General features: G+C 59.8%; 23 protein-coding genes. 12 read left to right on the forward strand and 11 right to left on the reverse strand.

Annotation, left to right across the window (positions count from 1 at the left end):
- Positions 1 to 97: 97 nt before the first annotated feature.
- The 3 genes from GGU46_RS05750 to GGU46_RS05760 form a co-directional block, all read right to left on the reverse strand.
- Positions 98 to 1,237: a DegT/DnrJ/EryC1/StrS family aminotransferase gene (locus tag GGU46_RS05750; RefSeq protein WP_183402619.1), complete on the reverse strand. Its 1,140-nt coding sequence runs from the start codon at positions 1,235 to 1,237 to the stop codon at positions 98 to 100.
- 97 nt (positions 1,238 to 1,334) lie between these two features.
- Positions 1,335 to 2,030, reverse strand: a complete 696-nt coding sequence (locus GGU46_RS05755) for an acetyltransferase (protein WP_183402620.1) — start codon at positions 2,028 to 2,030, stop codon at positions 1,335 to 1,337.
- Positions 2,027 to 2,689 (reverse strand): sugar transferase, encoded by a 663-nt coding sequence (locus tag GGU46_RS05760; RefSeq protein ID WP_183402621.1) that lies wholly within the window; start codon positions 2,687 to 2,689, stop codon positions 2,027 to 2,029. Before GGU46_RS05760 ends, GGU46_RS05755 begins: the two co-directional genes overlap by 4 nt.
- An 82-nt stretch (positions 2,690 to 2,771) precedes the next feature.
- On the opposite strand from GGU46_RS05760, the gene ispE reads away from it, so the two are divergent.
- A complete protein-coding gene (gene ispE, locus GGU46_RS05765; RefSeq protein ID WP_139924381.1) occupies positions 2,772 to 3,584 on the forward strand; it encodes a 4-(cytidine 5'-diphospho)-2-C-methyl-D-erythritol kinase in 813 nt (270 codons plus the stop codon).
- 180 nt (positions 3,585 to 3,764) lie between these two features.
- Here the strand turns inward: ispE and GGU46_RS05770 are convergent, their stop codons facing one another.
- The 3 genes from GGU46_RS05770 to tgt all read right to left on the reverse strand — a co-directional run bounded on the left by GGU46_RS05770 (position 3,765) and on the right by tgt (position 7,247).
- Complete coding sequence (locus tag GGU46_RS05770; protein WP_139924380.1) at positions 3,765 to 4,700, reverse strand: DMT family transporter; 936 nt, start codon at positions 4,698 to 4,700, stop codon at positions 3,765 to 3,767.
- Between the two features lie 199 nt (positions 4,701 to 4,899).
- On the reverse strand, positions 4,900 to 5,979 hold the full coding sequence (locus GGU46_RS05775) for an LptF/LptG family permease (RefSeq protein WP_183402622.1): 1,080 nt from the start codon (positions 5,977 to 5,979) through the stop codon (positions 4,900 to 4,902).
- Positions 5,980 to 6,116: 137 nt separating this feature from the next.
- Positions 6,117 to 7,247 (reverse strand): tRNA guanosine(34) transglycosylase Tgt, encoded by a 1,131-nt coding sequence (tgt, locus tag GGU46_RS05780; protein ID WP_183402623.1) that lies wholly within the window; start codon positions 7,245 to 7,247, stop codon positions 6,117 to 6,119.
- A gap of 171 nt (positions 7,248 to 7,418) precedes the next feature.
- Between tgt and GGU46_RS05785 the strand changes: the two genes are divergently transcribed.
- The 3 genes from GGU46_RS05785 (at position 7,419) to rsmG (ending at position 9,950) form a co-directional block, all read left to right on the forward strand.
- Positions 7,419 to 8,540: a glycosyltransferase gene (locus tag GGU46_RS05785; RefSeq protein ID WP_183402624.1), complete on the forward strand. Its 1,122-nt coding sequence runs from the start codon at positions 7,419 to 7,421 to the stop codon at positions 8,538 to 8,540.
- The gene (locus GGU46_RS05790) at positions 8,531 to 9,148 is read left to right on the forward strand and encodes an RNA polymerase sigma factor (RefSeq protein ID WP_139924372.1); all 618 of its coding nucleotides are present in this window, start codon (positions 8,531 to 8,533) and stop codon (positions 9,146 to 9,148) included. Before GGU46_RS05785 ends, GGU46_RS05790 begins: the two co-directional genes overlap by 10 nt.
- Positions 9,149 to 9,326: 178 nt before the next feature.
- The gene (gene rsmG, locus GGU46_RS05795) at positions 9,327 to 9,950 is read left to right on the forward strand and encodes a 16S rRNA (guanine(527)-N(7))-methyltransferase RsmG (protein WP_183402625.1); all 624 of its coding nucleotides are present in this window, start codon (positions 9,327 to 9,329) and stop codon (positions 9,948 to 9,950) included.
- Positions 9,951 to 10,089: 139 nt separating this feature from the next.
- On the opposite strand, the gene GGU46_RS05800 is transcribed toward rsmG, so the two are convergent.
- Positions 10,090 to 11,076 carry a YheT family hydrolase gene (locus GGU46_RS05800; RefSeq protein WP_183402626.1) on the reverse strand — a complete coding sequence of 329 codons (987 nt, stop codon included), beginning with the start codon at positions 11,074 to 11,076 and terminating at the stop codon, positions 10,090 to 10,092.
- A 254-nt stretch (positions 11,077 to 11,330) separates the two neighbouring features.
- Here GGU46_RS05800 and GGU46_RS05805 point away from each other — a divergent pair, with 254 nt between their 5' ends.
- The gene (locus GGU46_RS05805) at positions 11,331 to 12,047 is read left to right on the forward strand and encodes a DUF4142 domain-containing protein (RefSeq protein ID WP_183402627.1); all 717 of its coding nucleotides are present in this window, start codon (positions 11,331 to 11,333) and stop codon (positions 12,045 to 12,047) included.
- Positions 12,048 to 12,287: 240 nt separating this feature from the next.
- Positions 12,288 to 12,545, forward strand: coding sequence for a 30S ribosomal protein S20 (rpsT, locus tag GGU46_RS05810; RefSeq protein ID WP_073287339.1), 258 nt, complete (start codon positions 12,288 to 12,290; stop codon positions 12,543 to 12,545).
- A 320-nt stretch (positions 12,546 to 12,865) separates the two neighbouring features.
- On the opposite strand, the gene pyk is transcribed toward rpsT, so the two are convergent.
- Positions 12,866 to 14,305, reverse strand: coding sequence for a pyruvate kinase (gene pyk, locus GGU46_RS05815; protein ID WP_183402628.1), 1,440 nt, complete (start codon positions 14,303 to 14,305; stop codon positions 12,866 to 12,868).
- Positions 14,306 to 14,454: 149 nt separating this feature from the next.
- Positions 14,455 to 14,883 carry an IPExxxVDY family protein gene (locus tag GGU46_RS05820; RefSeq protein WP_183402629.1) on the reverse strand — a complete coding sequence of 143 codons (429 nt, stop codon included), beginning with the start codon at positions 14,881 to 14,883 and terminating at the stop codon, positions 14,455 to 14,457.
- Positions 14,884 to 15,045: 162 nt separating this feature from the next.
- Here GGU46_RS05820 and GGU46_RS05825 point away from each other — a divergent pair, with 162 nt between their 5' ends.
- The 6 genes from GGU46_RS05825 to lgt all read left to right on the forward strand — a co-directional run bounded on the left by GGU46_RS05825 (position 15,046) and on the right by lgt (position 22,154).
- A complete protein-coding gene (locus tag GGU46_RS05825; protein ID WP_019948606.1) occupies positions 15,046 to 15,282 on the forward strand; it encodes an acyl carrier protein in 237 nt (78 codons plus the stop codon).
- Between the two features lie 149 nt (positions 15,283 to 15,431).
- Positions 15,432 to 16,685 carry a beta-ketoacyl-ACP synthase II gene (gene fabF, locus GGU46_RS05830; protein ID WP_183402630.1) on the forward strand — a complete coding sequence of 418 codons (1,254 nt, stop codon included), beginning with the start codon at positions 15,432 to 15,434 and terminating at the stop codon, positions 16,683 to 16,685.
- A complete protein-coding gene (rnc, locus tag GGU46_RS05835; RefSeq protein ID WP_183402631.1) occupies positions 16,685 to 17,434 on the forward strand; it encodes a ribonuclease III in 750 nt (249 codons plus the stop codon). The genes fabF and rnc overlap by 1 nt, the downstream gene beginning before the upstream one ends.
- Positions 17,435 to 17,593: 159 nt before the next feature.
- On the forward strand, positions 17,594 to 19,528 hold the full coding sequence (gene nadE, locus GGU46_RS05840; protein WP_183402632.1) for an NAD(+) synthase: 1,935 nt from the start codon (positions 17,594 to 17,596) through the stop codon (positions 19,526 to 19,528).
- Between the two features lie 321 nt (positions 19,529 to 19,849).
- A complete protein-coding gene (locus GGU46_RS05845) occupies positions 19,850 to 21,091 on the forward strand; it encodes a hypothetical protein (protein WP_183402633.1) in 1,242 nt (413 codons plus the stop codon).
- Between the two features lie 67 nt (positions 21,092 to 21,158).
- Entirely contained in the window at positions 21,159 to 22,154 is a 996-nt protein-coding gene (gene lgt, locus GGU46_RS05850) for a prolipoprotein diacylglyceryl transferase (protein ID WP_183402634.1), read from the forward strand.
- 144 nt (positions 22,155 to 22,298) lie between these two features.
- On the opposite strand, the gene fbaA is transcribed toward lgt, so the two are convergent.
- On the reverse strand, positions 22,299 to 23,387 hold the full coding sequence (fbaA, locus tag GGU46_RS05855; RefSeq protein WP_183402635.1) for a class II fructose-bisphosphate aldolase: 1,089 nt from the start codon (positions 23,385 to 23,387) through the stop codon (positions 22,299 to 22,301).
- A gap of 170 nt (positions 23,388 to 23,557) precedes the next feature.
- Positions 23,558 to 24,451 (reverse strand): SdiA-regulated/phytase-like domain-containing protein, encoded by an 894-nt coding sequence (locus GGU46_RS05860; protein WP_183402636.1) that lies wholly within the window; start codon positions 24,449 to 24,451, stop codon positions 23,558 to 23,560.
- Positions 24,452 to 24,603: the final 152 nt, after the last annotated feature.

Here is a 24,603-nt window from a genome sequence, read left to right on the forward strand (position 1 = left end):
CTCTGCCGTTGTACTGACCCTGCCGTGGCTTGTGCGTTTTATACTACAGAATGAACTTTATGTACTGCAAGACGCGCCTATGTGCCGATTGGAAGGCTTAAAATAGCTCCCGAATGGCCTCTGCTACGCGCCGCAAATCCGCCTCCGTCATGGCTGAGCCCGAAGGCAGGCACAGGCCGTGGGTAAATAAACGCTCGCACACCTTGCCACCAAAGCAGGGGGTAGCGGCGAAGAGTGGCTGCAGATGCAAAGGCTTCCAAAGCGGACGGCTCTCGATGTTGTGCGTTTCCAGATGCCGCCGGAGTTGCTCCGGCGTGACTGTCGTTTCGGTGGGGTTGAGCAGGATAGTGGTCAGCCACCGATTAGAGCGGCCTCCAGTGGGTTCCGTCGGGCCGAAGCGTAAGCCCGGGACACCAGCCAGGTGTTTCTGATACCACGCGAAAATCTCGCGGCGCTTCTTTACCCGGTCCTCCAGCAGTTCCATCTGCCCCCGACCAATGCCAGCCAGCAGGTTGCTCAGGCGGTAATTGTAGCCCAGCTCCGAGTGCTGATAGTACGGGGCATCGTCCTTGGCCTGGGTGGCCCAGAAGCGAGCTTTCCGGGCCCAGTCGGGGTTATTCGTAACCAAGGCACCACCGCCACTGGTCGTCAGGATTTTGTTGCCGTTGAAGGAGAAAACGCCGACGTCGCCGAAGGTGCCCAGCGGCTGACCTTCGTAGCGGGCGCCCAGGGCCTCAGCGGCATCCTCCAGAAGGGGTACCCCGAACTCGGCCGCCACGGCCCGGATTTCGCGTAGCCTGGCGGGCATACCATACAGGTGTACCAGAATCAGGGCTTTGGGCCGGCGGCCCTGGCGCTGCCGTTCCTCCAGGGCCTCGCGCAGCCGCTCGGGGCAGATGTTCCAGGTTTCAGCCTCGCTGTCGATAAAAACCGGGGTAGCCCCCAGGTACAGAATGGGATTGGCCGTAGCTACAAACGTGAACGAGGGGCAGAGTACTTCGTCGCCGGGACCTACGTCCAGCAGCCGCAGACCCAGGTGAATAGCGGCCGTGCCCGACGTGAGGGCTACGCAGTGCCGGGCGCCGGTAAACTCGCAAATGTCGCGCTCAAAACCATCCAGGTTGGGGCCGGCCGGGGCCACCCAGTTGTCTTCAATAGCTTTGTGCAGGTAGTTAAGCTCGTGGCGGCCGAGGTGAGGTGGGGAGAGGTACAGTCGGTCGTAATCCTGGCTGCGCATGGAGGAAGCAGAGATGAAAGCGAAAACGGGTGGAGGCTAAAGCGACCAACTGGCAGGTAGCGGCAGGAAAGAAGGGAAAAATTTGCGGGACCTGGGCTTATTGCCCGTTTCTGATTTTGAGCACCTGGGCCGGTACCCCTACGGCCGTGCAGTGGGCGGGTAAGGAGCGAACCGCCACGGCCCCAGCCCCGAGAATAGCATAAGCACCCACCCGCACCTGGTTGATGACGGTAGCATTTGTGCCGAGATACACGCCGGCTTCGAGGTGGGCCTCGCCGCCCACATTGGCGTGGGGCATCAGGGAGCAGAAATCTTCCAGCACGGCATCGTGCCCGATGGTGCAGCTCAGGTTCAGCAGAACGTGGCGGCCCAGGGTAATATCACAAGTCAGAATGCAGCCCTGACAGATAATGCTGCCTTCGCCAACCTGAATTTGCTGGTAAGGAGCTAATGCAATCCCCGGGTGCACCAGCGTAGCAAAAGTAAGGTGCGGCGCTGCCAGACGCTCTGCAATGGCGGCCCGGCTGCGGCTGTTGCCTACCGCTACGGCTACGTGCCGGGGCTCGGCCTGAGCCTTCAGATCTTCAATAGTGCCCAGGTAAGGCAGGCCATGAAGGGTAGCAGCGGCCGGGGTCCGGTCATCGTAAAAACCGGCTATTTCCCAGGTGGGCGCGGCTTCGTTGATCTGGCGGGCCAGCATTAGTACCTCGCGGCCCAGGCCCCCGGCGCCCACAATAACCAGGGTAGGAAGTGGAGCCAGGGCGGAATTGGGCAGGACGGGGGCGTAACTCATGCAAGGGGTGGCAGTTGATCGGAAGAGGCGGGGGGCGAGCCGGTAAAGGCAGTGGTGGTGGCCTGGCCGGGGGCGGAAATATCGTGAGAGCCCAGCACCCGCCCAACAGTTAGCGCCAGAATGCGCAGATCCAGCCCAAACGACAGATGATCCACGTACCACACATCCAGCGCAAACTTCTGCTCCCAGCTGATGGCGTTGCGGCCATTTACCTGGGCCCAGCCGGTGATGCCGGGCCGCACCTCATGGCGACGGGCCTGCTCCGGTGAGTACAGCGGCAGGTATTGCTCCAGCAGCGGCCGAGGGCCCACCAGACTGAGGTCGCCGCGCAGCACGTTCCAGAGCTGGGGCAGCTCGTCGAGGGAGGTGGCCCGGATCCAGCGGCCCAGGGGGGGTAGGCGGTCGGCATCGGGCAAGAGGTGGCCGTGGGCGTCGCGCCGGGAGGTCATGGTTTGAAGCTTGTAGAACGTGAACAGCCGCCCGTGCAAACCCGGCCGCCGCTGCCGAAACAGCCAGGCCCCGCGGTTCTGAAGGCTTAAGGCCAGCGCCAGGGGTAGGAGCAGGGGCACGGCCAGCAGCAGCGCCGGAGCCGCCAGCGCAACATCCAGCAGCCGCTTTCCGCGACGGACGTACCAGGAGGAAGATGCGGGGGCGCTCATGGCCCCAAAAATAGGCGGAAATACCCGGCCGGTTTGACTTCGGCGGCCGGCGGCTTAGCTTGCGCTTCATTCCGCGCAACGTATGCTTGTTTTCCCCAACGCCAAGCTCAACCTCGGGCTCTACATCACGGGCCAGCGCCCCGACGGCTTCCGCAACCTCGAATCGGTGTTTTTGCCGCTGCCCTGGACCGACGCGCTGGAGGTGCTGCCTGCCACCGAGACAACGCTAAGCCTCACCGGTATCCCGATTCCGGGCGAGCCGACTACCAACCTCTGTCTGCGGGCCTACGAGCTGCTGAAGGCCGATTTCAACCTGCCGCCGGTGCAGCTGCACCTGCACAAAGTAGTGCCCATCGGGGCCGGGTTGGGCGGGGGCTCCGGCGACGCAGCTTTTGCCTTGCGGGCTCTCAACGACTTGTTTGGCCTGGGCCTACCCCCCGAAACGCTCGAAACCTATGCCCGCCGCCTGGGCTCCGACTGTGCCTTCTTCATTCGGAACAAGCCGGTTTTTGCCTACGAGAAGGGCGACGTGTTCGAAGACATCCCCCTCAACCTAACGGGCACCGCCTGCAAAGTCATCTACCCGGGCCTGCACATCAGCACGGCCGAGGCCTATTCGTGCGTCAGCCCCCGTGCTCCGCGCCACGACTTACGCGCGGCCCTGGCCCGGCCCCTGGAAACATGGCGTGATACTGTCAGCAACGACTTTGAGGACGCGCTGACGCCTTACTACCCGGTGCTCGGCGAAATTAAGGAGCAGCTCTACGCCGCCGGCGCCACGTACGCCAGTCTGTCGGGCTCCGGCTCGGCGGTATACGGGTTGTTTCCGGGTCTGGAGCAGCCCCCAGCGCTGGAGCTTCCGGCGGCGTACCAAGTCTGGAACGGACGGCTGTGACGTGTCATGGCGAGGACGCAGGACGACGCCATCTTTCCTCTCCTCCGTGACCAGCCTGATAAACAGACAAGCCCTTGACGCTGGCACAGTCGTTAAGGGCTTGTCACATTGCAGGGGGGGGGTAGCACGCGGGTCAGGACGGATGGCTTCGCGCTGCTTGCCATGACAATAATTCACCTCTTACCCTACCAGCACATCAGCCGCTTCTTTTTTGCGGATGCGGCGGCGGTTCCATTGGTCGATAACGGGGTGAATGAGCACGCTGAGCAGAATCAGGACCGTGCCCATGTAAAACTTCGTGGACAGCTTCTCCTGCCCGAAGCCGGGGATATGAAACGTGTACATCAGCACCGCCAAGATGATGCCGTACACCGGCTCCAGGTTGATGGTGAGGTTGACCACGAAGGCCGAAATGCGCTTCATCAGCTCCACCGAGGTAGAGAAGGCGTACACCGTGCATACGCCGGCCAGCACCAGCAGCCACAGCCAATCGAAACCGGACAGCGCCAGCTGCACGCCCCGGCCCTCGGTGAAATAGCGGCCGTAAATGGGCAGAAACAGCGCGATGCTCAGGCAGGCACCGGCCATTTCGTACAGCGTCAGGCGCAGGGGCGGGTGGCGCTGCACCAGTTTGGAGTTGAACACACTGAACAAGGCCGAAAGCCCGGCCGATACCACGGCCACCAGCAAGCCCGGCAGCTGGTCCAGCTCGGCCTGCGACACCAGGTAAAGCCCTACCATCGTCAGCAGGCCCAATCCTACCTCGTAGGGCCGCACCCGCCGCCACAGCAGTAAGGGCTCCAGCAGGGAGGTCCAGAGGGCCAGGGTAGCCATGCCGGCCAGGCTCACACTCACCGAGGAAAGTCGGGCCGACAGAAAAAAGGTAATCCAGTGAGTCGCCACCAGGGCCCCAATGCCCAGCAGGCGCAGCGCCTCGCCGGCCGGAATCTGCCAGGGCTGCCGCCGCACCAGCAGCAGCCCGGCCAGGCCCGTAGCGGCCAGCAGCGTCCGCCAGAACACCAACTCCACCGGCGGCAACGAAATCAGCTTGCCCAGAATGGCCGTAAAGCCCCAGAGCAACACAATAAAATGCAGGCGGAGGTAGTCTTTGAGCAAGGGTAGGAGGGTAAGAGGGGGTGAGGGTAGGAAGGTGTGGGGTAGGGAGGCAGAGGTATTGTCATCCTGAGCTTGCGAAGGACCTTCTCACTGTAGCACGATAATCGTAACAACAACTCGTTTCGGCGTGACAAGGTCCTTCGCTCCGCTCAGGATGACAGGGCTTTTATAGTTCACGCCCTCCTACCCCCACACCCTCTTACCGGGGTACCACGCGGTAGAGGAACAGGCCAATAATAGTGAAGACAATGCTGGGCACCCAGGCGGCCAGCAGGGGCGAGAGGGTGCCTACGGCCGCCAGGTTGCGGCTCAGAATCACGAAGATGATGAACACGAAGGCCAGCACAAAGCCCAGGGCAATCTGGCCGCCTACCCCGGCCCGGCTCTTGCGCGCGCTCATAATTACCCCAATCACCGTCAGGATAAACATGGCGTAGGGGTAGGCAAACCGCTCGTACTTTTCGCTCAGGTACACCTGCGTATCGTCGGCGCCGCGGGCTATTTTCTGGTTGATGTAGCGGTTGAGCTCCGGCAGGGTCAGGGTTTCGGCCAAGCGGTAGGTGCTGGCGAAGTCCTTGGGGTAGAGGTTCAGGGTCGTGTCGCGGGCGGGCAGGCTCAGCAGGGTTTCCTTTTCGCCATTGAAAGTGCGCACCACCTGGGGCGTAAGGCGCCAGGCCCGCTTGGTGGAGTCCCAGGTAATGGCCTCGGCTGTCATACGGCGCTTGAGCAGCTGCCCGTCGATGGTTTCCAGCGCGAACTTGTAGCCCACGTTGTTCACGTTGTCGTAGCTTTCCATGAAAGCATAGCTCTCCGGCCCGATTTTGATGTGCACGTTGCGCGCATCGAAGCGGTAGGGGTTCTTGATGTAGGCCTTCTCGAACTGCACCCGCGTTTTGTTGGCAATCGGAATCAGCCAGCCCGTCATGGCCATGGTCAGGGCCCCCAGAATGGCGCTGCCCATAATGTAGGGCAGCAAAAACCGCTTGAAGCTGATGCCTGAGGCCAGCATAGCCACTACCTCCGTACGCGAGGCCAGCTGGGCCGTCACGAACACCACCGCAATAAACACCGTGATGGGGGAGAGCAGGTTGGCGAAGTACGGAAACAGGTTCACGTAGTACTCCGACACAATCTGCCAGGCGCCCAGGTCGTGCTTCAGAAAGTCGTCGTTCTTCTCCGTGAAATCAATCACGCAGATAACCGACACGAGCAGCACCACCGTGAAGAAAAACGCGGTGAGAAACTTCTGGAGAATGTATTTATCGAGGAGGCGAAGCATGAGTAAAGTAGTTTTGTCATCCTGAGCGGAGCGAAGGACCTTATCACATTGAGACGAGTCGTTATTACGATTATCGTGCTGCCGTGAGAAGGTCCTTCGCTCCGCTCAGGATGACAACGATAAGCGCATCACTTGCATTACAGACGGGTCATCACCTGCTTGACCATCTTCTCCTTCCACTCCCGGAAGGTGCCGGCCAGAATTTGCTCCCGGGCCTGCTTCACCAGCCAGAGGTAGAAGGTCAGGTTGTGGATGGAGGCAATCTGGGGACCCAGCATTTCCTTGCTGTGGAAAAGGTGGCGCACGTAGGAGCGGGAGTAAAACGTGCTGACGTAGCCGCCCAGCTCCTCGTCAATGGGCGTGAAGTCGTCGGCCCACTTCTTGTTGGCGATGTTCATGATGCCCTGGGTGGTGAACAGCATGCCGTTGCGGGCGTTGCGGGTGGGCATCACGCAGTCGAACATATCTACGCCCAGGGCAATGTTTTCCAGGATGTTGGCCGGCGTGCCGACCCCCATGAGGTAACGCGGCTTGTCCTTAGGCAGAATGTCGCAGACCAGCTCGGTCATTTCGTACATCAGCTCGGCCGGCTCGCCCACGCTCAGGCCGCCAATGGCGTTGCCTTCGCGGCCCTGCTCGGCAATAAACTCCGCCGATTTTACCCGCAAATCCTTGAAGGTACTACCCTGCACAATCGGGAAAAGCGTCTGGGAGTAGCCGTAGTGACCCTCGGTGCTGTCGAAGCGCTGAATGCAGCGCTTGAGCCAGCGGTGGGTCATGTCGAGCGAGCGGGCGGCGTAGCTGTACTCGCAGGGCCAGGGCGTGCACTCGTCAAAGGCCATGATGATGTCGGCCCCGATGGTGCGCTGAATGTCCATGACGCCCTCGGGCGAGAACAGGTGCTGCGAGCCATCAATGTGGGAGCGAAACTTCACACCCTCTTCCTTGATTTTGCGCGTACCCGACAACGAGTACACCTGGTATCCGCCCGAGTCGGTGAGGATGGGCCGGTCCCAGCCGTTGAACTGGTGCAGGCCACCGGCTTTGCTGAGCACTTCCAGCCCGGGGCGCAGGTAGAGGTGGTAGGTATTGCCAAGGATAATCTGGGCCTGAATGTCGTCTTTCAGGTCGCGCTGCTGCACGGCTTTCACGGTGCCGGCCGTGCCCACGGGCATGAAAATGGGCGTTTCAATCGGGCCGTGGTCGGTGTGAACTACGCCGGCGCGGGCTTTGGTACGCGGGTCGTTGGCTACGAGGTCGAAGGTCATCTAGAGAAGTCAGTTGCCAGTTGCGGGTTGCCGGTTGCCAGTGGGCCAGTATTTCTTTTCAGATAGAACGAACTGGCAACCGGCAACCCACAACTGGCAACTGATACACCTGCAAAGGTACTCGCCCTACCCCGAATGCCTACTTTTGCACTCCGAATCATCTGTTCTGCCTTGCCTTTCCATCTGTCCCCGGCCCTGTGGCTGCTGCTGGCCTGCGTGCTGGTGCAGCTTTTCTACGCCGCCTACTACTTTCTGCCCTTCGCCCGCCGCCCCTCCGAGGCCGCCGACGGACCCGATACCGAGCCGGTATCTATTCTCGTGTGCGCCCGCAACGAGCTGGAAAACCTGCGCCGGTTGCTACCCCTGCTGCTGCAGCAAGACTACCCCGCCGGCTTCGAGCTGATTATCATCGATGACCGCTCCACCGACGATACCTACCTGTATGTGCAGCAGCTCACCCAGTACTACCCCCACGTGCGGCTGGTAACCATCACGAGCACGCCTGATGGGCTGTCACCTAAAAAATACGCCCTGACACTGGGCATCAAAACGGCCCGGCACGAGCGGCTGCTGTTCACCGATGCCGACTGTATTCCGGCCACCAATCAGTGGCTCAGGTACATGCAGCGGGGCTTCCATAAGCCGGCCGATGTGGTGCTGGGTTATTCGGCGTACGCGGCGGAAAGCGGCTTTCTAAATAAGCTGATTCGTTTTGAAACCTTCCTGACGGGAGCACAGTATTTGTCGTTCGCGTGGCGCGGCTACCCTTACATGGGAGTGGGGCGCAACCTTGGGTACACCCGGCAGGTCTTTCAGCTAACCAAAGGTTTCGCCTCGCACATCCGCAGCCTTTCCGGCGACGACGACCTGCTGGTGCAGGATGCCGTGGCCCGGGGCGCCCGGGTAGCGGTAGTAGCCGATGCCGGGGCCCATACCCTGAGCGAGCCAGCCCAGACGTGGGGCCAGTGGTGGCGCCAGAAGCGGCGGCACCTCTCCGCAGGCAGTCGGTATCGATGGTCTGATCGTCTTCGGATTGGAACATTTATTGGCGTAAATTTGCTATTCTACGGCACGACAATCGGTCTGCTGTTTTCCCGCCCCGATTGGGTACCTTTGGCTGCGGTGTGGCTCGTGCGCACCCTGGCCATGACGGCCGTGTACCACCAGCTCGGCCGTCGGCTCGAGGACCGGCTACCCCCCGCGTGGCTGCCAGTCCTCGACGCCGTGTATTTTTTTTATTATCTCGCTCTGGGAATGTCACTGTTCCTCTACCGCACCCTCCGATGGAAGTAAACAATCAGGAAAAACAGTTCTCTGCCAAAGCCAAGCACGACTTCAAGCTGATTCGGGCCGCCGTTGAGCAGAGCGACGAAAAAGCCTACGCCGAGCTGATGCAGATCTACAAGAAGCCGGTGTACCACGTAGTGCTGAAGATGGTGCGCAACCCCGACGACGCCGAGGACCTAACCATCGAAGCCTTCGCCAAGGCCTTCAAAAACCTGCACAAGTTCAACCCGGAGTTTGCCTTCAGCACGTGGCTGTTCCGCATTGCCACCAACAACTGCATCGACTTTATTCGCAAGAATAAAATCAAGACGATGTCCATTGACTCGGCCATCAAGATTGACAATGGCGACGAAATCACCATCGACTTCCGCGACCAGAACCTGAACCCGCAGGAGTCGGCCATCAAAAACCAGAAAATCGAAATCATGCAGCACGTGGTATCCCGGCTGCCCGATAAATACCAGCGCCTCGTGACTTTGCGCTACTTTGATGAGCTGAGCTACGAGGAAATTGCCCAGGAGCTGAAAGCCCCCCTCGGCACCGTGAAAGCCCAGCTGCACCGCGCCCGTGAGTTGCTCTATGACATGGTGAAGAACAAAAAGGAAATCATCTAAGCACAAAAAAGCCCCGGCGCAGGTCGGGGCTTTTTTGTGCTTGTCATTTCTTATCTGTCATCCTGAGCCTGCGAAGGACCTTGCCACGTCTGAGTAGATGGTATGGTACGGGGCTGAGCAAACCTGACAAGGTCCTCCGTAGGCTCAGGATGACAGACGTTTTTACCTTTGCGCCACCATGAGCATCATCAACCACTATTTCCCACACCTCACCAACCAGCAGCGTCAACAGTTTCAACAGCTCGAAAGCGAATTTCGGGGCTGGAATGAGCGCCTGAATCTGGTAGCCCGCACCGATGTGGATAACCTCGCCGAGCGCCACTTCCTGCACTCCCTGGGTATTGCCAAGGTGGTAGAGTTTGCGCCCGGCTCCTCGGTGCTGGATGTGGGCACGGGTGGTGGTTTGCCGGGTCTGCCGCTGGCCATTCTGTTCCCGGAAGTGAAGTTTCACCTCGTGGATAGCATCGGTAAGAAAATCAGGGCGGTGCAGGACATGGCTCACGCCCTGCAGCTTCCCAACGTCACGGCCGAACAGACCCGCGCCGAGCAGCTACGCCCGCACTACGACTACGTGGTGAGTCGCGCCGTAGCCCGCCTGGCCACCTTCTACACCTGGATTGAGCACCGCTACAAGCCCGCTGCCACAGCCGCCCCCGGCAGTGGCCTCTACTACCTCAAAGGCGGCGACCTGACCGAAGAAATCGAGGAGTCAGGCCTGACGGCCAACGTAGTGGACCTGAATGATTTCTACGCCGAGGAGTTCTTCGACACCAAAAAAGTGGTAGTCGTGCTTAACGCTTAGGTTTGGTGCCTGATGAGGGGGTAGGGTACTCTGCCTCCAACGTATGTGCTACACTCTCTACACTGCTAAACCCTTGCCTCTTTGTCAGAAGCAAGGGTTTGGCGGTTTAGAGGGGGTAGGGAAAATTCTGGGTTATGCCTCACGCGGGCACCTCGGCGGTCAGAAACTCTACGGCGCGCCGCTCGGAATAATACTGACCGTCGGGGCTGCCTTCGCCGAAGCCGACGTGGCCGCCATCGGAAGGCGTTTCCAGGTACACATAGGGGCTGCGGGCGGCTACCTCGCGCGGAAAGCAGGAGGGAGGCAGGAACGGGTCGTTCTGGGCGTTTACCAGCAGGGTCGGCACCTGAATGTTGCCAAGGTAGCGGCCCGAGCTGGCGTGCTCATAGTACTCATCAGCCGACTTGAAGCCGTGCATAGGCGCCGTAAACCGGTTATCAAACTGCGGAAAATCCTGCAGCAAGTCAATGTCAGTTAAATCAACCTGACCGGGTAGCAATTCAGCTTTCGCCCGCATCTTGGCCCGAAGGGTTTTCATAAAGCGGTTGAGGTAGATGCGGTTTTCCAGCCGGGCAATGTGGTGGGAACTGGCCTTCAAATCGGTGGGCACCGAGAAAACTGCGGCGCGCTGCACTTCCTGGGGAACCCGCGCCGGATTTTCGCCCAGGTACTTCAGTGTGACGTTGCCGCCGGCTGAAAAGCCTGTGAGGTACACCCGACGGTAGCGGCCGGTGCCCAGGGCGTAGCGCACTACAAAATCCAGGTCGTCGGTGTCGCCGAGGTGGTAGGAGCGGAGCAGGCGGTTCATTTCGCCGCTGCAGCTGCGGTAGTTCCAGGCCAGGGCGTCCAGGCCGGCTTGGTTAAGCGCCCGCACCATGCCGCGCACGTAGGGCCGGCCGGCGTCGCCCTCCAGCCCATGCGACACGATGCCCAGCGCATCGGTTGGCGGCTGCCCGGGCAGCCGCGACCAGTCCAGGTCCAGAAAGTCGCCGTCCTCGGTTTCGACCCGCTCGCGCTGGTAGCGCACTTCCGGCACCGTACGCCACAGGCTGGGCACGATGGTTTGCAAGTGGCCGTTGAAGAGGTAAAACGGGGGCTGGTAAGGGGAGTACGGTACGAGGGGCATGGCAGTAATCGGAAAGTCAGAGGCCTGAGCCGGTACAGAAAGATACGCAGGAAACCGTATGCATGCATACAACTGCGGTGTAAGCCACTCTAACCGCGCCAAGGTTTTGTGAGCTCAACAGCAAATTGGATAAGAAGCTGAAATAGTTTGTCTGGTGACGCTGAATAGCCTTAGTGTCTTGTCAATACTTATAAAATATATACTTATTCTGGGAAATGCCGTAGAAGGTAGCTCTGAACTTAATGCCTACTCCAATGAAAACAACGAACCTGATTCCCCAGCTTTTTGTGGTTGGTGCCCTGGCCTTCAGCACCGCCTGCAGCAGCACAAATACCGGTACCACGGCCGGCACTACCTCCGGCAGTGGGTCCATGGATTCCAGCATGGGAACCGACATGAGTACAGCTCCCGCCGGCACCGCCAACTCCGGCTCGGCGGGCACCAGCAGCACGGCGGCTATTAGTGGCACGGGCGGCGCTAATAGCACTACTGCCACTGGGGGGGCAACGGATATGAATGCCTTTATGGCCTCTTTCGCCACTATGCAGGACCCCGTATTCCTGATGACAGCCGCCAGCAGCAACCTGCTGGAAATTCAGATGGGCCAACTAGCCACTCAGAAATCAACTAATGCGGACGTGAAGCGCTTCGGGCAGATGATGGTGGACCACCACACCAAAGCCACCCAGGAGCTCCAGACACTAGCTACCCCGCTGGGGGTAACGCTGCCCCAAACCATGATGCCCGTGCACCAGGCCATGGCCGATAAGCTGATGAACAAATCCGGGAAGGCCTTCGATGAAGACTATATGGATGCCATGGAGACGGCTCACCAGATGGATATTGCCATGTTCGAGGTGAAGAGCAAGGCGGCTGAAACCCCAACCGTGAAGGCCTTTGCCACCAAAACATTGCCTATGCTTCGTTCCCACGAGAAAATGGCCAACGAAATTGAGAAGAAGGTTGATTAAACGAAGACAGCTTTGCTGCTTCGGCAGTTGCTGCGTAAGGAACATATCGGCTCCATGTACCGGGGGCGCGTCTGCTTGCAGGCGCGCCCTCGTTGCGTAAAGGCGTAGGGTAGAAGCCGTAAGCCTAAAAAGGAGCTCCGCCTTATTCCCTTGCACTCTGATTTGCTATTTCAAAGCAAAGCTTTACCTTTGCACTCCCCAATTGAACTGAATTCGAGCAGAAGACCATTTTCATACCCCATGGCAAATCATAAGTCGGCCCTCAAGCGCATCCGTTCCAACGAAGCTAAGCGCGTGCTGAACCGTTACCAGGCTAAATCTACCCGCACGGCCATCAAGAAGCTGCGTGGTACCACCGACGCTACTGCGGCTCAGGAGCTGCTGAAGAAAGTATCGTCGATGCTGGACCGTCTGGCCAAGAAAAACATCATTCACAAGAACAAAGCCGCCAACAACAAGTCGAAGCTGGCTAAGTTCGTGAAGTCGCTGGCTGCCTAAGCAGTAAACCGGCGCTCTGCTCTATATACGTAAGGCCCTGTGCGCAAGCACAGGGCCTTACTGCGTTCAACCCCTGGCTGGGCTAGGCCGTTGGGGAAGGAAACAACTCCCGGGCCCTTCCGAAGAGCCGAACCGACGCGAGCAAGCGCACGCCCTACCCCTGGTACTTCTCTGAACCCTTATAGAAAGGTGGCTGCTCATGCCTAACAAATGAAAAGCTGATTGCCGGCCGGGAAAGAAGTTTGTGAGCCGGGAGACCCGCCCACAAAAAAGCCCGCGCCACAGAAGCAACGCGGGCTTTTTAACCAAGGGTAAGCTGCTTACGCTACGCTCACCTTTACCATATTGGTTTTGCCTTTCTCATTGATGGGCATGGAGGCCGTGTTGATGAACACGTCGCCCTTTTGCAAGTGGCCGGTGGTGGTTAGGGCATACTTAATGTCCGATACAGTACTGTCGGTGCTCACCATGCGGTCGTAATAGAAACCCCGCACGCCCCAGATCAGGCTCAGGGTGGTTAGCAGCGGGCGGTTATCGGTGAAAATAAAGATGTTGGCTTTGGGCCGGTACTTGGCAATCTGGAAGGCCGTGTAACCGCGGTGGGTCATGCCGGTAATGGCTTTGGCCCCGGTGTTTTTGGCCAGGTGGCAGGCCGCCGACAGTACGCTATCCACCATGAAGGTCGGCGAGTCGGGCGTGATGGGATACCAGTGGTGGTAGAGGCTGGGCATGCGGCTCTCTACGCTGGTAATGGTACCCACCATGGAGCGGATTACCTCAGCGGGGTAGGCGCCCACGGCCGTTTCCGCGGACAGCATCACGGCATCGGCCCCGTCGATAACGGCGTTGGCTACGTCACTGGTTTCGGCACGGGTAGGGCGGGGGGCCGTAATCATGCTCTCCATCATCTGGGTAGCCACAATTACGGGTTTGCCGGCCTTGTTGCACTTCTCCACAATCAGCTTCTGGGCCATCGGTACCTCCTCCATCTTCACCTCCACGCCCAGGTCGCCGCGGGCTACCATGACGGCATCGGTAAGGGCAATGATTTCGTCGAGGTTGCGCAGGCCTTCGGGCGTTTCGATTTTGGCGATAACGCGGGCCGTTTTGCCGCTTTCCGCAATCAGGTTCTTGATGAAGCGGATGTCCTCGGCCCGGCGGGCAAAGGAAAGGGCAATCCAGTCTACCTCATTTTCCAGCCCGAATTTCAGGTCCTCAATATCTTTCTCCGTCATCGACGGGGCCGAAACCTCCGAGTCGGGCAGGTTGATGCCTTTGCGCGGCTTCACCAGGCCCCCGTAGATAACCTCAACATCTACTTCCTTGTCGCGGTCCGTGGCCAGCACGCGCAGCTCAATCTTGCCGTCGTCGATGAGAATCATGTCGCCGGGCTTTACGTCGCGCGCCAGGCCCAGGTAAATCGTGCTCAGGCGGGTAGCCGTGCTGATTTCCTTTTCGCCGCACACCAGCTTGATTTTGTCGCCGGGCTTAATTTCTACGCCGCCGCCTTCCACTTCCCCCAGCCGGATTTTGGGCCCCTGCAAATCCTGTAGCAGCCCTACGTTCATGCGCATATCCTTGTTGAGGCGGCGTACAGTATTTACCACGGCCAGGTGGTCTTCGTGGCTGCCGTGCGAGAAGTTCAGGCGGAACACGTCCACGCCTTCCCGCATCAGCATACCAAGTTTCTCATAGGTGTTGGAGGCCGGGCCAACGGTGGCAATTATCTTGGTTTTATTGAAATGCGGTCGAGATTCCATGAGCAGTAGTAGGTTCAAAAGTTCGTGAATGCGGAGTTGGGGCCCGGCAGCGCAAAGGACTTTAGTAGGCGGCTGTGGCTCAAAGAAAAAGCCTTTTCCGCGTGCTAAAGTCCTTCGGGCTGCTCAAGAGCGAAGCTGGTAGATGAAATTCAAAAAAGCAGATTTTCTTTGAATTTAAGGTCATTGGGATTGAATTGGCTGACCAACTGCACCTCGGGCAGGGCCGTCAGGTGGGCCAGCAGTTCCTCGGCGGCCAGCGCCCCCGAGCCGTTACTGACTTGCAGCAAATAGTCGTATTCCTTGATGTCGGGGGCCAAAAAGGGTGTTTTCAGGGCCGAGGGGTCCACGGAGCGGTTGCGCAGCAGGCGCAGGGTGTGGTGCTCCGTAGCGTAGAGGTAGTTGCTGATAACCAGCCGGCCTTTGTTGAACAGATCATAAATCAGATCCTGCTGTTTTACCAGCCGCAGCTTCAGCGCCCGGTTCAGAATCCAGGCCAGCGTGTGCTCTCGGGTAGAGGAAACGAGCCCAAACAGGTCGAATTCGCAGTCATAGTCCACATCGAGCGTCAGAGTTTTCATGAGCGGTGGCAAAGGAAAGGAAACGCAAAAGTAGGCACCGCAGTACCCGCACGGAACTTCCGGGGTCATAATCTTACACCGGGAAGAAACGGGGGAGGAAGTTTGACAATGTTAGCGAAGATGGTGTTATTTGTGCCGAGTTTTCCTTAAACCCCCACGGAAATGTCTGAAATTGCAGAAAAAGTAAAGGCCATCATCATTGATAAACTTGGCGTAGAAGCTTCGGAAGTAACGCCGGAGGCTAGCTTCACGAACGATCTGGGCGCTGACTCGCTGGATACTGTTGAGCTCATCATGGAGTTCGAAAAAGAATTCAACGTGTCTATCCCGGACGATCAAGCCGAGAATATCGGTACCGTGGGTCAGGCTATCAGCTACCTCGAAGAGCACGCTAAATAGTAACGGGTACTTGGTAGTAAGTAGTTGGACTAGGCGTACGTACTACCAGCTACTCACTTCCTGCCACCTGTAAGTGCTTACCGGCCGGCCTGCCGCCGGCCGTTTTGCTTTTCTACTGATTCCTTTCTTTCGCTTCTCTGAGCCAGCCTATGTCTCTTCGGAGAGTTGTCGTGACCGGCCTGGGTGCCATCACCCCGCTGGGCAACACCGCCCCTACCTATTGGGAAGGCCTGCAAGCCGGCGTGAGTGGGGCCGCCCCCATCACCCGCTTCGATGCCAGCAAGTTCAAGACCCGCTTCGCCTGCGAAGTGAAGAACTATAATCCGGATACCTATTTCCCCACCAAGGAAGGCCGGAAAATGGACATCTTCACCCAGTTTGCCCTGATTGCCGCCGATGAGGCCATCAAGGATGCCCGGCTGAATGAGGAAGGCGTTGACAAAGACCGGGTAGGCGTAATCTGGGGCTCCGGTATCGGGGGCCTGACTTCCCTGCAAGCCGAGTGCATTGCCTTCGCCAATGGCGACGGTACGCCCCGCTTCAACCCCTTCTTTATCCCGAAGATGATTGCCGATAGCGCGTCGGGCAACATCTCCATCCGCCACAAGTTCCGGGGGCCTAACTTCGTGACTACCTCGGCCTGCGCCTCCTCTTCTGACTCCATTATCTCGGCCTTCAACTACATCCGCCTGAACATGGCCGATGTGGTGGTGACGGGTGGCTCAGAGGCGGCCATCACCGAATCCGGGGTAGGCGGCTTCAATGCCCTCAAAGCTATGAGCGAGCGGAACGACGCACCCGAGCTGGCCTCGCGTCCCTACGACAAGGAGCGCGACGGTTTTGTGCTGGGTGAAGGCGCCGCTTCGCTGGTGCTGGAAGAGTACGAGCACGCCAAAGCCCGCGGTGCCAAAATCTACGCCGAGCTGATCGGCGGCGGCATGTCGGCGGATGCCTACCACATTACGGCTCCGGACCCCGAGGGCAACGGCGTGGTGCTGGTGATGCAAAACGCCCTGCGCGACGCTGGTATTTCGCCCGCCGAGGTGGACTACATCAATACCCACGGCACCAGCACCCCACTGGGCGACGGGGCCGAGGTGAAAGCCATTCAGAAAGTGTTTGGCGAGCACGCCTACAACCTGAACATCAGCTCCACCAAGAGCATGACGGGGCACCTGCTGGGCGGGGCCGGCGCTATTGAAGCGGTGGCCTGCATTCTGGCCATGCAGCACAACGTGGTGCCCCCCACCATCAACCACTTCACCGACGACCCGGAGCTGGACCCTAAGCTGAACTTCACGTTCAACAAGGCCCAGGCCCGCGAGGTAAACGTGGCCATGAGCAACACCTTCGGATTTGGCGGCCACAACACGTCGGTCATCTTCCGTAAACTCCGCGACTAATGCCCAGGCCCGGTCAGCCCCTGCCGTTGTTTGGCTTTTTCCGCCGACTGCTGGGTCGTGACCGGGCCTTTCGGCAGGCCATTGCCACGCTCACGGGCCACACCCCCGATAATATTCGGCTGTACCAGCTGGCCTTTACGCACTCCTCCGTGGTGCGGCAGCAGGGCGAGCAGGCCCGCCACCAAAGCAACGAGCGGCTGGAGTTTCTGGGCGATGCCGTGCTGGGCACGGTGGTAGCCGAGTACCTGTTCCGCAAATTTCCGTACGAGCAGGAAGGCTTCCTGACCGAGATGCGCAGCCGCATTGTGAACCGGGAAAGCCTTAACGGTATTGCCCTCAAAATTGGGCTGGATAAACTGGTACAGCTGGATGCCGGCCAGGGCCGGGCCGCCCGTTCGCGCTCCGTGAACGGCAACGCCCTGGAAGCCCTGGTAGGGGCCGTGTACCTCGACCAAGGCTACAAAACCGCCCGCAAGTTTGTGCTCGGCCGCCTCATTAAGCCCTACGTGGACGTGAAGGCCATGACCCAGACGACCACCAACTTCAAGAGCAAGCTTATTGAATGGGCCCAGCGCCAGGGAAAAAATCTGCGCTACGACCTGACCGGCGAAGCCCGGCCCGGCGGCGTGATGGAGTTTTCCGCTACCGTGCTACTAGACGAAAACCCAGTGGCCACCGGCATGGGACTCAGTAAAAAGCAGGCCGAGCAGCTGGCTGCTGAGCGAGCTTTAGAGGTTTTAGGGGTGTAAGAACACTGCGCCTTCCGCGAAAACACAGCGTCCTCTGCGGGCTAAAATCGTAACCACGACTTAGCCCGCAGAGGACGCTGTGTTTTCGCGGAAGGCGCAGAGGGCAACCTGAACGGCAGAAATGGAGTTGATTTGTGAAACGAACTTCCTTTCTGACCTATGCGAATAGCCGGCGCCGCCCTCAACCAGATACCCCTTGACTGGACCCATAACCTACGGACCATCCGCGAAGCCATTGAGCAGGCCAAAGCGGCCGGGGTAGAGCTGCTTTGCCTGCCCGAGCTCTGCCTGACGGGCTACGGCTGCGAAGACTTGTTTCTGAGCGACTGGATGCCCGAATCGGCGCTGGCACACCTGCAGCAGATCCGGCCCTGGACCGAAGGTATCTGCGTGGCCGTGGGCCTGCCGGTGCGCCTGAACAACAGCACCTACAACACGGCCGCCGTGCTTCGCGACGGGCAGATTCTGGGTTTCGCGGCCAAGCAGTTCCTGGCTAATGATGGCGTACACTACGAGCCCCGCTTCTTTGTGCCCTGGCCCGCTGGCAAAACCACCACTGTGCAGTGGGAAGGAGAGGAGTGGCCCCTGGGCGATATGATTTTCGAGCACAAGGGCGTAAAGTTTGGGTTTGAAATCTGCGAGGATGCCTGGCGGCCCGACGACGTGCGCCCGGCTGCGCGCCTGGCCAGCCGGGTAGATTTGATTGTGAACCCCTCGGCCAGCCATTTTGCCATGAGCAAGACGGACGTGCGCTACAAGCTGGTGCTGAACGCCTCGCGCAACTTCAACTGCACCTACCTCTACGCCAACCTGCTGGGCAACGAAGCCGGCCGCATTATCTACGACGGCGAGATTCTGGTGGCCCGTAACGGGCACCTGCTGCTGCGCAACCAGCTCATGAGCTTCAAGGAAGTGGACATGGAGTGCGTGGACGTGGATTTCACCGCCGAGCAGGTGCGCGCCGACGAGATTCAGCCCCTGCCTACCCCCGATGAGTACCGGGAACTAAACCAAGCCCTGAGCCTGGGGCTGTTCGACTACCTGCGCAAGGCCCGCAGCCGGGGCTACGTGCTGAGCCTGAGCGGGGGCGCCGACTCCTGCATGTGCGCCGTGGCCGTGGCCGAAATGGTGCGCCTGGGCTGCGCCGAAATTGGTACGGCCGAGTTTATGCGCCGGTCGGGTTGCTTTACCACCGAAGAGATGGAGCGGCTGGCCGGTCCCGCCGCGCCTACCCCCGACCAGAATACGCCTGGCCCTAAGGATGCCTCCCTGACCGAGCCCAGCGCTCAGCAGGCAAGCATCAACCAGCAGCTTACCAGCCGCCTGCTCACCTGCGCCTACCAGGGCACCGTCAACTCCTCCGACGATACCTATAACTCGGCGAAAGAGCTGGCCGATTCCCTCGGGGCCGTGTTCTACAACTGGACCATTGATGAGGAAGTAACCGGCTACGTGGGCAAGATTGAGCACGCCTTGGCGCGGAACCTAACCTGGCAAACCGACGATCTGGCCCTCCAGAACATTCAGGCCCGGGTGCGGGCCCCGGCCATCTGGCTGCTGGCCAACGTGCAGAACTGCCTGCTGATAACCACCTCTAACCGCTCGGAAGCCAGCGTGGGCTACTGCACCATGGATGGGGACACGGCCGGCTCCATCTCGCCCATTGCCGGCGTTGACAAGGACTTTGTGAAGCAATGGCTGCGCTGGGCCGAAAAGGAGTTGAACTACCCCGCCCTGCGCCACGTGAACGGCCTGCAGCCCACCGCCGAGCTGCGCCCCCTGGAAGACAAGCAAACCGACGAGCGGGACCTGATGCCCTACGTGCTGCTCAACCGCATTGAGCGGCTGGCTTTCTATAATCGCCTGAGCCCCCAACAGGTACTGGCCACGCTCATTGAAGAGCAGCCTGATGCGGATGCGGAGCAGCTAAAAACCTACGTCAAACGTTTCTACAGCCTCTGGAGCCGCAACCAGTGGAAGCGGGAGCGGTATGCCCCGGCCTTCCACCTCGACGACTACAACGTGGATCCGCGCTCCTGGCTGCGTTTCCCCATCCTGAGCGGCGGCTTCACTCAGGAGCTGAATCAGCTGTAAGCTTGCTGAGCAGACGGCTTCTTCGGAGCGCCGCTAGCAGAGCATGCGGCGTGCGTAAAGCAAAACCCGAAGCTGATGGCGCAGTAGCGGCCACCAGCTTCGGGTTTTGCTTTACGCAGCAGTTTACTACGATGCCCAATTCATGCAGGCAGGCGAGCCGGGAACAGAACATAATCTGCTAAGCCAAATGCCTTCTTAGCGGATTTAGCGCTGATAAGGCCGGACATAGCCTCGTATTCCAAAGCCAGCGTCTACCTTTGCCCGCCAGAATAATAGGTAGAGTAGCACATGAAATATTGGGGGTGGGTATTATTTTATGGATTGTTAGTGTTTTTAGCCCTGAACCGGCATTCCAAAGCCCGGCCGTTTACCTACCACAGCGAAATATGGGGCGATAAGGCCGGGTATTACGTTTACCTGCCCGCGGCTTTCACCTACCACTTCGATGCCCGCGCCTTCCCCGACTCGCTGGATACGGCCACCGGCAACGGGTTCCGGCTTCAGCGGACCACCGGCAAAGTAGAAACCAAATACCCCTACGGCGTAGCCCTGCTGGAAGCTCCTTTCTGGGCGGCAGCCCAGGCGTTTGCCCAAGACAAAACCGGCTTTTCCAAGGCCGAGCACAAGGCCATTGATGTAGCCGCGGCCACGTATTTCGTGCTGGGCCTCTGGCTGCTGACGGCCACTTTGCGGCGGCGTTTTTCAGGGTTGGTGACGGCCCTGACGGTAGCCGTGCTGGTTAGCGGCACCAACTTGTGGTACTACGGGCTCCGGGAAACGGGTATGTCGCACGTTTACTCGTTCTGGGCCTTTGCCCTGCTGCTTTACTTACTGAGCAACGCCCGCCGGCCCACCTGGTACGAGCCGGACGCTCCGCTGGGACAGGTAGCGGCCATTGCGGCTACGGTAGCCCTTATATCGGTGCTGCGGCCCCTGAACCTGGTGCTGGCGCTGCTGCTTTGGCCAGCCGGCGAACCGCGGACGTGGGGAGGGCAGCTGCGGGCATTGTTCCAATGGCGTTTGGGTGTGCTGTTTCTGGCGGCGGCGGTAGTGCTGTGGCTGCCGCAGCTGGCCTACTACCGGTATCTGCACGGGAGCTGGCTGGCGTACAGCTACGGGCAGGAGGGATTTCCTAACCTGCTCACACCCAAACTGGCCGAGCTGTGGCTGGCCCCCCGCAACGGCAGCTTCCTCTACAATCCGGTGTTGCTGCTAGTGCTGCCCGGTAGCGTGCTGCTGGCCCGTGCGTCTTCGCGCCAGGCCGTATTGGCTCTGGGCGTGTGGGCGGGCGCCTCCTACCTCTACGCGGCGTGGTGGGACTACGGGCTGGGCTGTAGCTACGCGGGCCGGGGCTTCGTGGAGCTGTATCCGGTGCTGGCCTGGCCTCTGGCGGCGGCCGTGGCCTACCTGCTGCAACGCCCGCAGTGGCTGCGCTGGAGCACCGGGGCCTTGCTGGTGCTGGTGCTGGCGTACAACATGCGCGCGTCGGTGCGCTTTGATGGCTGCTTTTACGGCACGCACGAGTGGGACTGGCCCGCTTACCGCACGCTGCTGCTGAACTAGGCTACCGTGGTGGGGTAGTACCCGTAGCTTTCCGTACTTTCGGGCTCCTAATCCTTTCTTTCTGCTTATGAGTTTCCTGAGCGCCATTTTGTGGAGCCCCAACCCTATTCTCGCGGAAATCGGGCCGCTGACCCTGCGCTGGTACGGGCTGCTGTTCATGTCCGGCTTCGTGGTGGGTTCGTTTATTCTGTCCCACGTGTACCGGTCCGAGAAGGTGTCGCCGCGCTGGGTCGATGTGATTACCATCTATATGCTGCTGGGCACCGTGCTGGGGGCCCGCCTGGGCCACGTATTTTTTTACGATTGGGACCAGTACAAAGACAACCTGCTGAGCATCTTCAAAATATGGGAAGGCGGCCTGGCTTCGCACGGCGCCACCCTCGGGATTATCTTCGCCGTGTGGCTATTCAGCCGCAACAATAAGTTCGACTGGCTCTGGACCCTCGACCGGATTGTGCTGGTAGTAGCCGTGGGCGGGGCCCTGATTCGGCTGGGCAACCTGATGAACTCCGAAATTGTGGGCCGGCCCACGGAGGTGCCCTGGGCCTTCGTTTTCCCGCGCGACGTGGAGCACCTGCAGCAGCCCCGCCCCGACCAGCCCGTGCCGGCTGGCTCCGTGGCCGTGCAACGCTTCCGCGACGCCGACGGCAAGATTAAGGTAGAAACCCAACCCGTAGCGGGGGCGGTAGCCGCAAATACGGAAGTGGCCGTGCCCCGTCATCCCACCCAGATCTACGAGTCGTTGTTCTGCGTGTTCCTGTTTGTGCTGCTGTACGGCATGTGGAACCGGACCCGGGAGCGTACGCCCCGCGGCCAGCTGTTTGGGCTGTTTGTGGTGCTGCTGTTTTCCTTCCGCTTTCTAATCGAGTTTCTGAAAGAGGACCAGGTAGCCTTTGAGCAGAACATGAGCCTGAACATGGGCCAGTGGCTGAGCGTACCGCTGATTTTTATCGGACTATGGGTTGTGTGGCGGGCTGGCAAAGACCCCCAGAACCCCTACGGCTACGCCCCCCGCGACCTGGAAGAGCAGGCCGCCCTGGAGGCGGCTGCCAGCCGCAAATAAGTATTTGTCATTCCGAGCGGAGCGAGGAATCTGCGTTACTCATTCAACGACTTGACCCAGATTCCTTGCTCCGCTCGGAATGACACAGAAAAGCCCCGCGTTCAACTGAGCGCGGGGCTTTTCTGTGCCGAAACAGGACGGCGGCTAGTAGCGGCGGTTGGTGGCGTTGAGGTCTTCAAAGGCCGATTTCAGGCGGGCAATGAAGCTCTCTTCGCCTTTGCGCAGCCACACGCGCGGGTCGTAGTACTTCTTGTTGGGCGAGTCCTCGCCGGTGGGGTTGCCGATCTGGCTTTGCAGGAAGCCTTCGTTTTTCTGGTAGTAGCCCCGGATACCATCCCAGAATGCCCACTGCAGGTCGGTGTCGATGTTCATCTTGATGGCGCCGTAGCTGATGGCCTCGCGGATTTCCTCCTGCGAGGAGCCTGAGCCGCCGTGGAACACGAAGTTGATGGGGCGCTCCGCCTCCAGACTGTACTTCTCCTTCACGAAATCCTGGGAGTTTTTCAGGATAACGGGCTGCAGCTTCACGTTGCCGGGCTTGTACACCCCGTGCACGTTGCCAAAGGCAGCGGCAATGGTAAAGCGCGGGCTGATTTTGCTGAGCTCCTCGTAGGCGTAGGCCACCTCCGAAGGCTGGGTGTAGAGCTTGCTGGAATCTACGTCGGAGTTGTCTACGCCGTCTTCCTCGCCGCCGGTTACGCCCAGCTCAATTTCCAGCGTCATGCCCATGTTGGCCATGCGCTTCAGGTACTCTTTGCAGATTTCGATGTTCTCCTCGATGGGCTCTTCCGAGAGGTCCAGCATGTGCGAAGAGTACAGGGGCTGGCCGTACTGGGCGAAGTGCTTTTCGCCGGCTTCCAGCAGCCCGTCAATCCAGGGCAGGAGCTTTTTGGCGGCGTGGTCGGTGTGCAGAATCACGGGTACGCCGTAGGCCTGGGCCATCAGGTGCACGTGCTGGGCCCCCGAAATGCCGCCGGCAATGCTGGCCTGCTGCTTGTCGTTGGGCAAACCCTTACCGGCGAAGAACTGGGCGCCGCCGTTCGAGAACTGAATAATCACCGGCGAGTTCAGGTCGCGGGCGGCTTCCAGCACGGCGTTTACCGTGTCGGTGCCCGTTACGTTCACGGCGGGCAGGGCGTAGCCGTTGGCTTTGGCGTGTTCGAAGAGCTGCTGCACTTCGTCGCCGTGCAGCACGCCGGCGCGCAGGCCGGTGAGAGTGGTTTGTTCAGCCATTTGCTGGGTAGTGATGACGTGGTTGGGGAAAGGCCGCGCCGGGTTTCAGAATCGTAGGCCAAACTTAAGGAAAAGAACAGGGCCTACCCACTGTAACCTCCATTCTGGCGAAAATTCGCTACCCTAGCTTTCGGTAGCAGGCCGCCCGTGTGCCTCCTGGCTGCCAGGGGTCAGAACGCATACTTGTAGAGCGCGCCTTGCTCCGAGCTGATGTAGAGCGTGTTGTTATCCGTGAAAACCGCGCCTTCCGTCTGGCCCGCGCCTTTCAGCGAGATTTGCCGGGGCGTAGCTTTTAGGGCCTGCTCGAAGTTACTGCCTTCCAGCACAAACATTTCCTGCCGGGCCAGCAGCACCAGCCGGCGGCCATCGGGGCTGAGGGCGGCATCCGTCACTTCGCCCGGAATAGCCAGCTTGGTAATCAGGCGGGCGGTGTAGGAACCGGGCTGATCGGGTACGGCGTACACCTTGCTGGTCTGCTGCTGGCCCCGGTCCTTAGTGAACAGGTACACGTTGCCGCCGTGCCAGAGGGTAGCTTCGCAGTCGAAATTCTGCTCCGACCTGGCCGGCGGAAAATCCTGCTGATCGGGATATTTCAGCTTGATTTCCTGCACCTGCTGAATGTTCTGCGGGTTCACGCGGTAGATGACCAGGTCGCGGCGGTTGTTGTTGTTGTTGCCTACGTCGCCGATGTAGAGGTTGCCCCGCGGGTCGCGGGTGATGCTTTCCCAGTCGTCGCCCTGCACGGGCACTTCCAGCTCGGCCAGGGTACGGCCGGAGGCATCCACCTTAAACAGGATGGGGCGGGCTCCTTCGTCGCCGTGGGTGTAGAAGGTGCCGGCCTCGCCGGTCAGGGCCAGGCCGGAGCTTTCCGGTACGCCGTTCATTTTGCCTGTTTCCACCAGGTTGGCAATGTCGGCGGCTCCTTTGCCCTTCTTGCCTTTTTTCTTGCCTGATTTACCTGATTTTTCCTGCTTTTCCCCGGCACTGGCTTCCTGGGTTTGGGCTTCGGAACAGCCGCTGAACAGCAAACCCGCCAGTGCGGCGGTGAAGAAGACAATGCGCATAGAGGTAGCGTGAAGTTGAAAAAAAGCTGCCGCGGCCAGCGGCCACCGCAGCAGTAGCCCACCTTATACGCAGAGAAGGACGGTGAAGTGGTGAAATGGTGGGTTAGCTGTTGGGGTCAGCCAGGAGGGGTAGCCCTGGCGCGGCGGCGCAG

It is taken from the genome of Hymenobacter latericoloratus, assembly GCF_014199535.1.
Lineage (GTDB): Bacteria > Bacteroidota > Bacteroidia > Cytophagales > Hymenobacteraceae > Hymenobacter > Hymenobacter latericoloratus.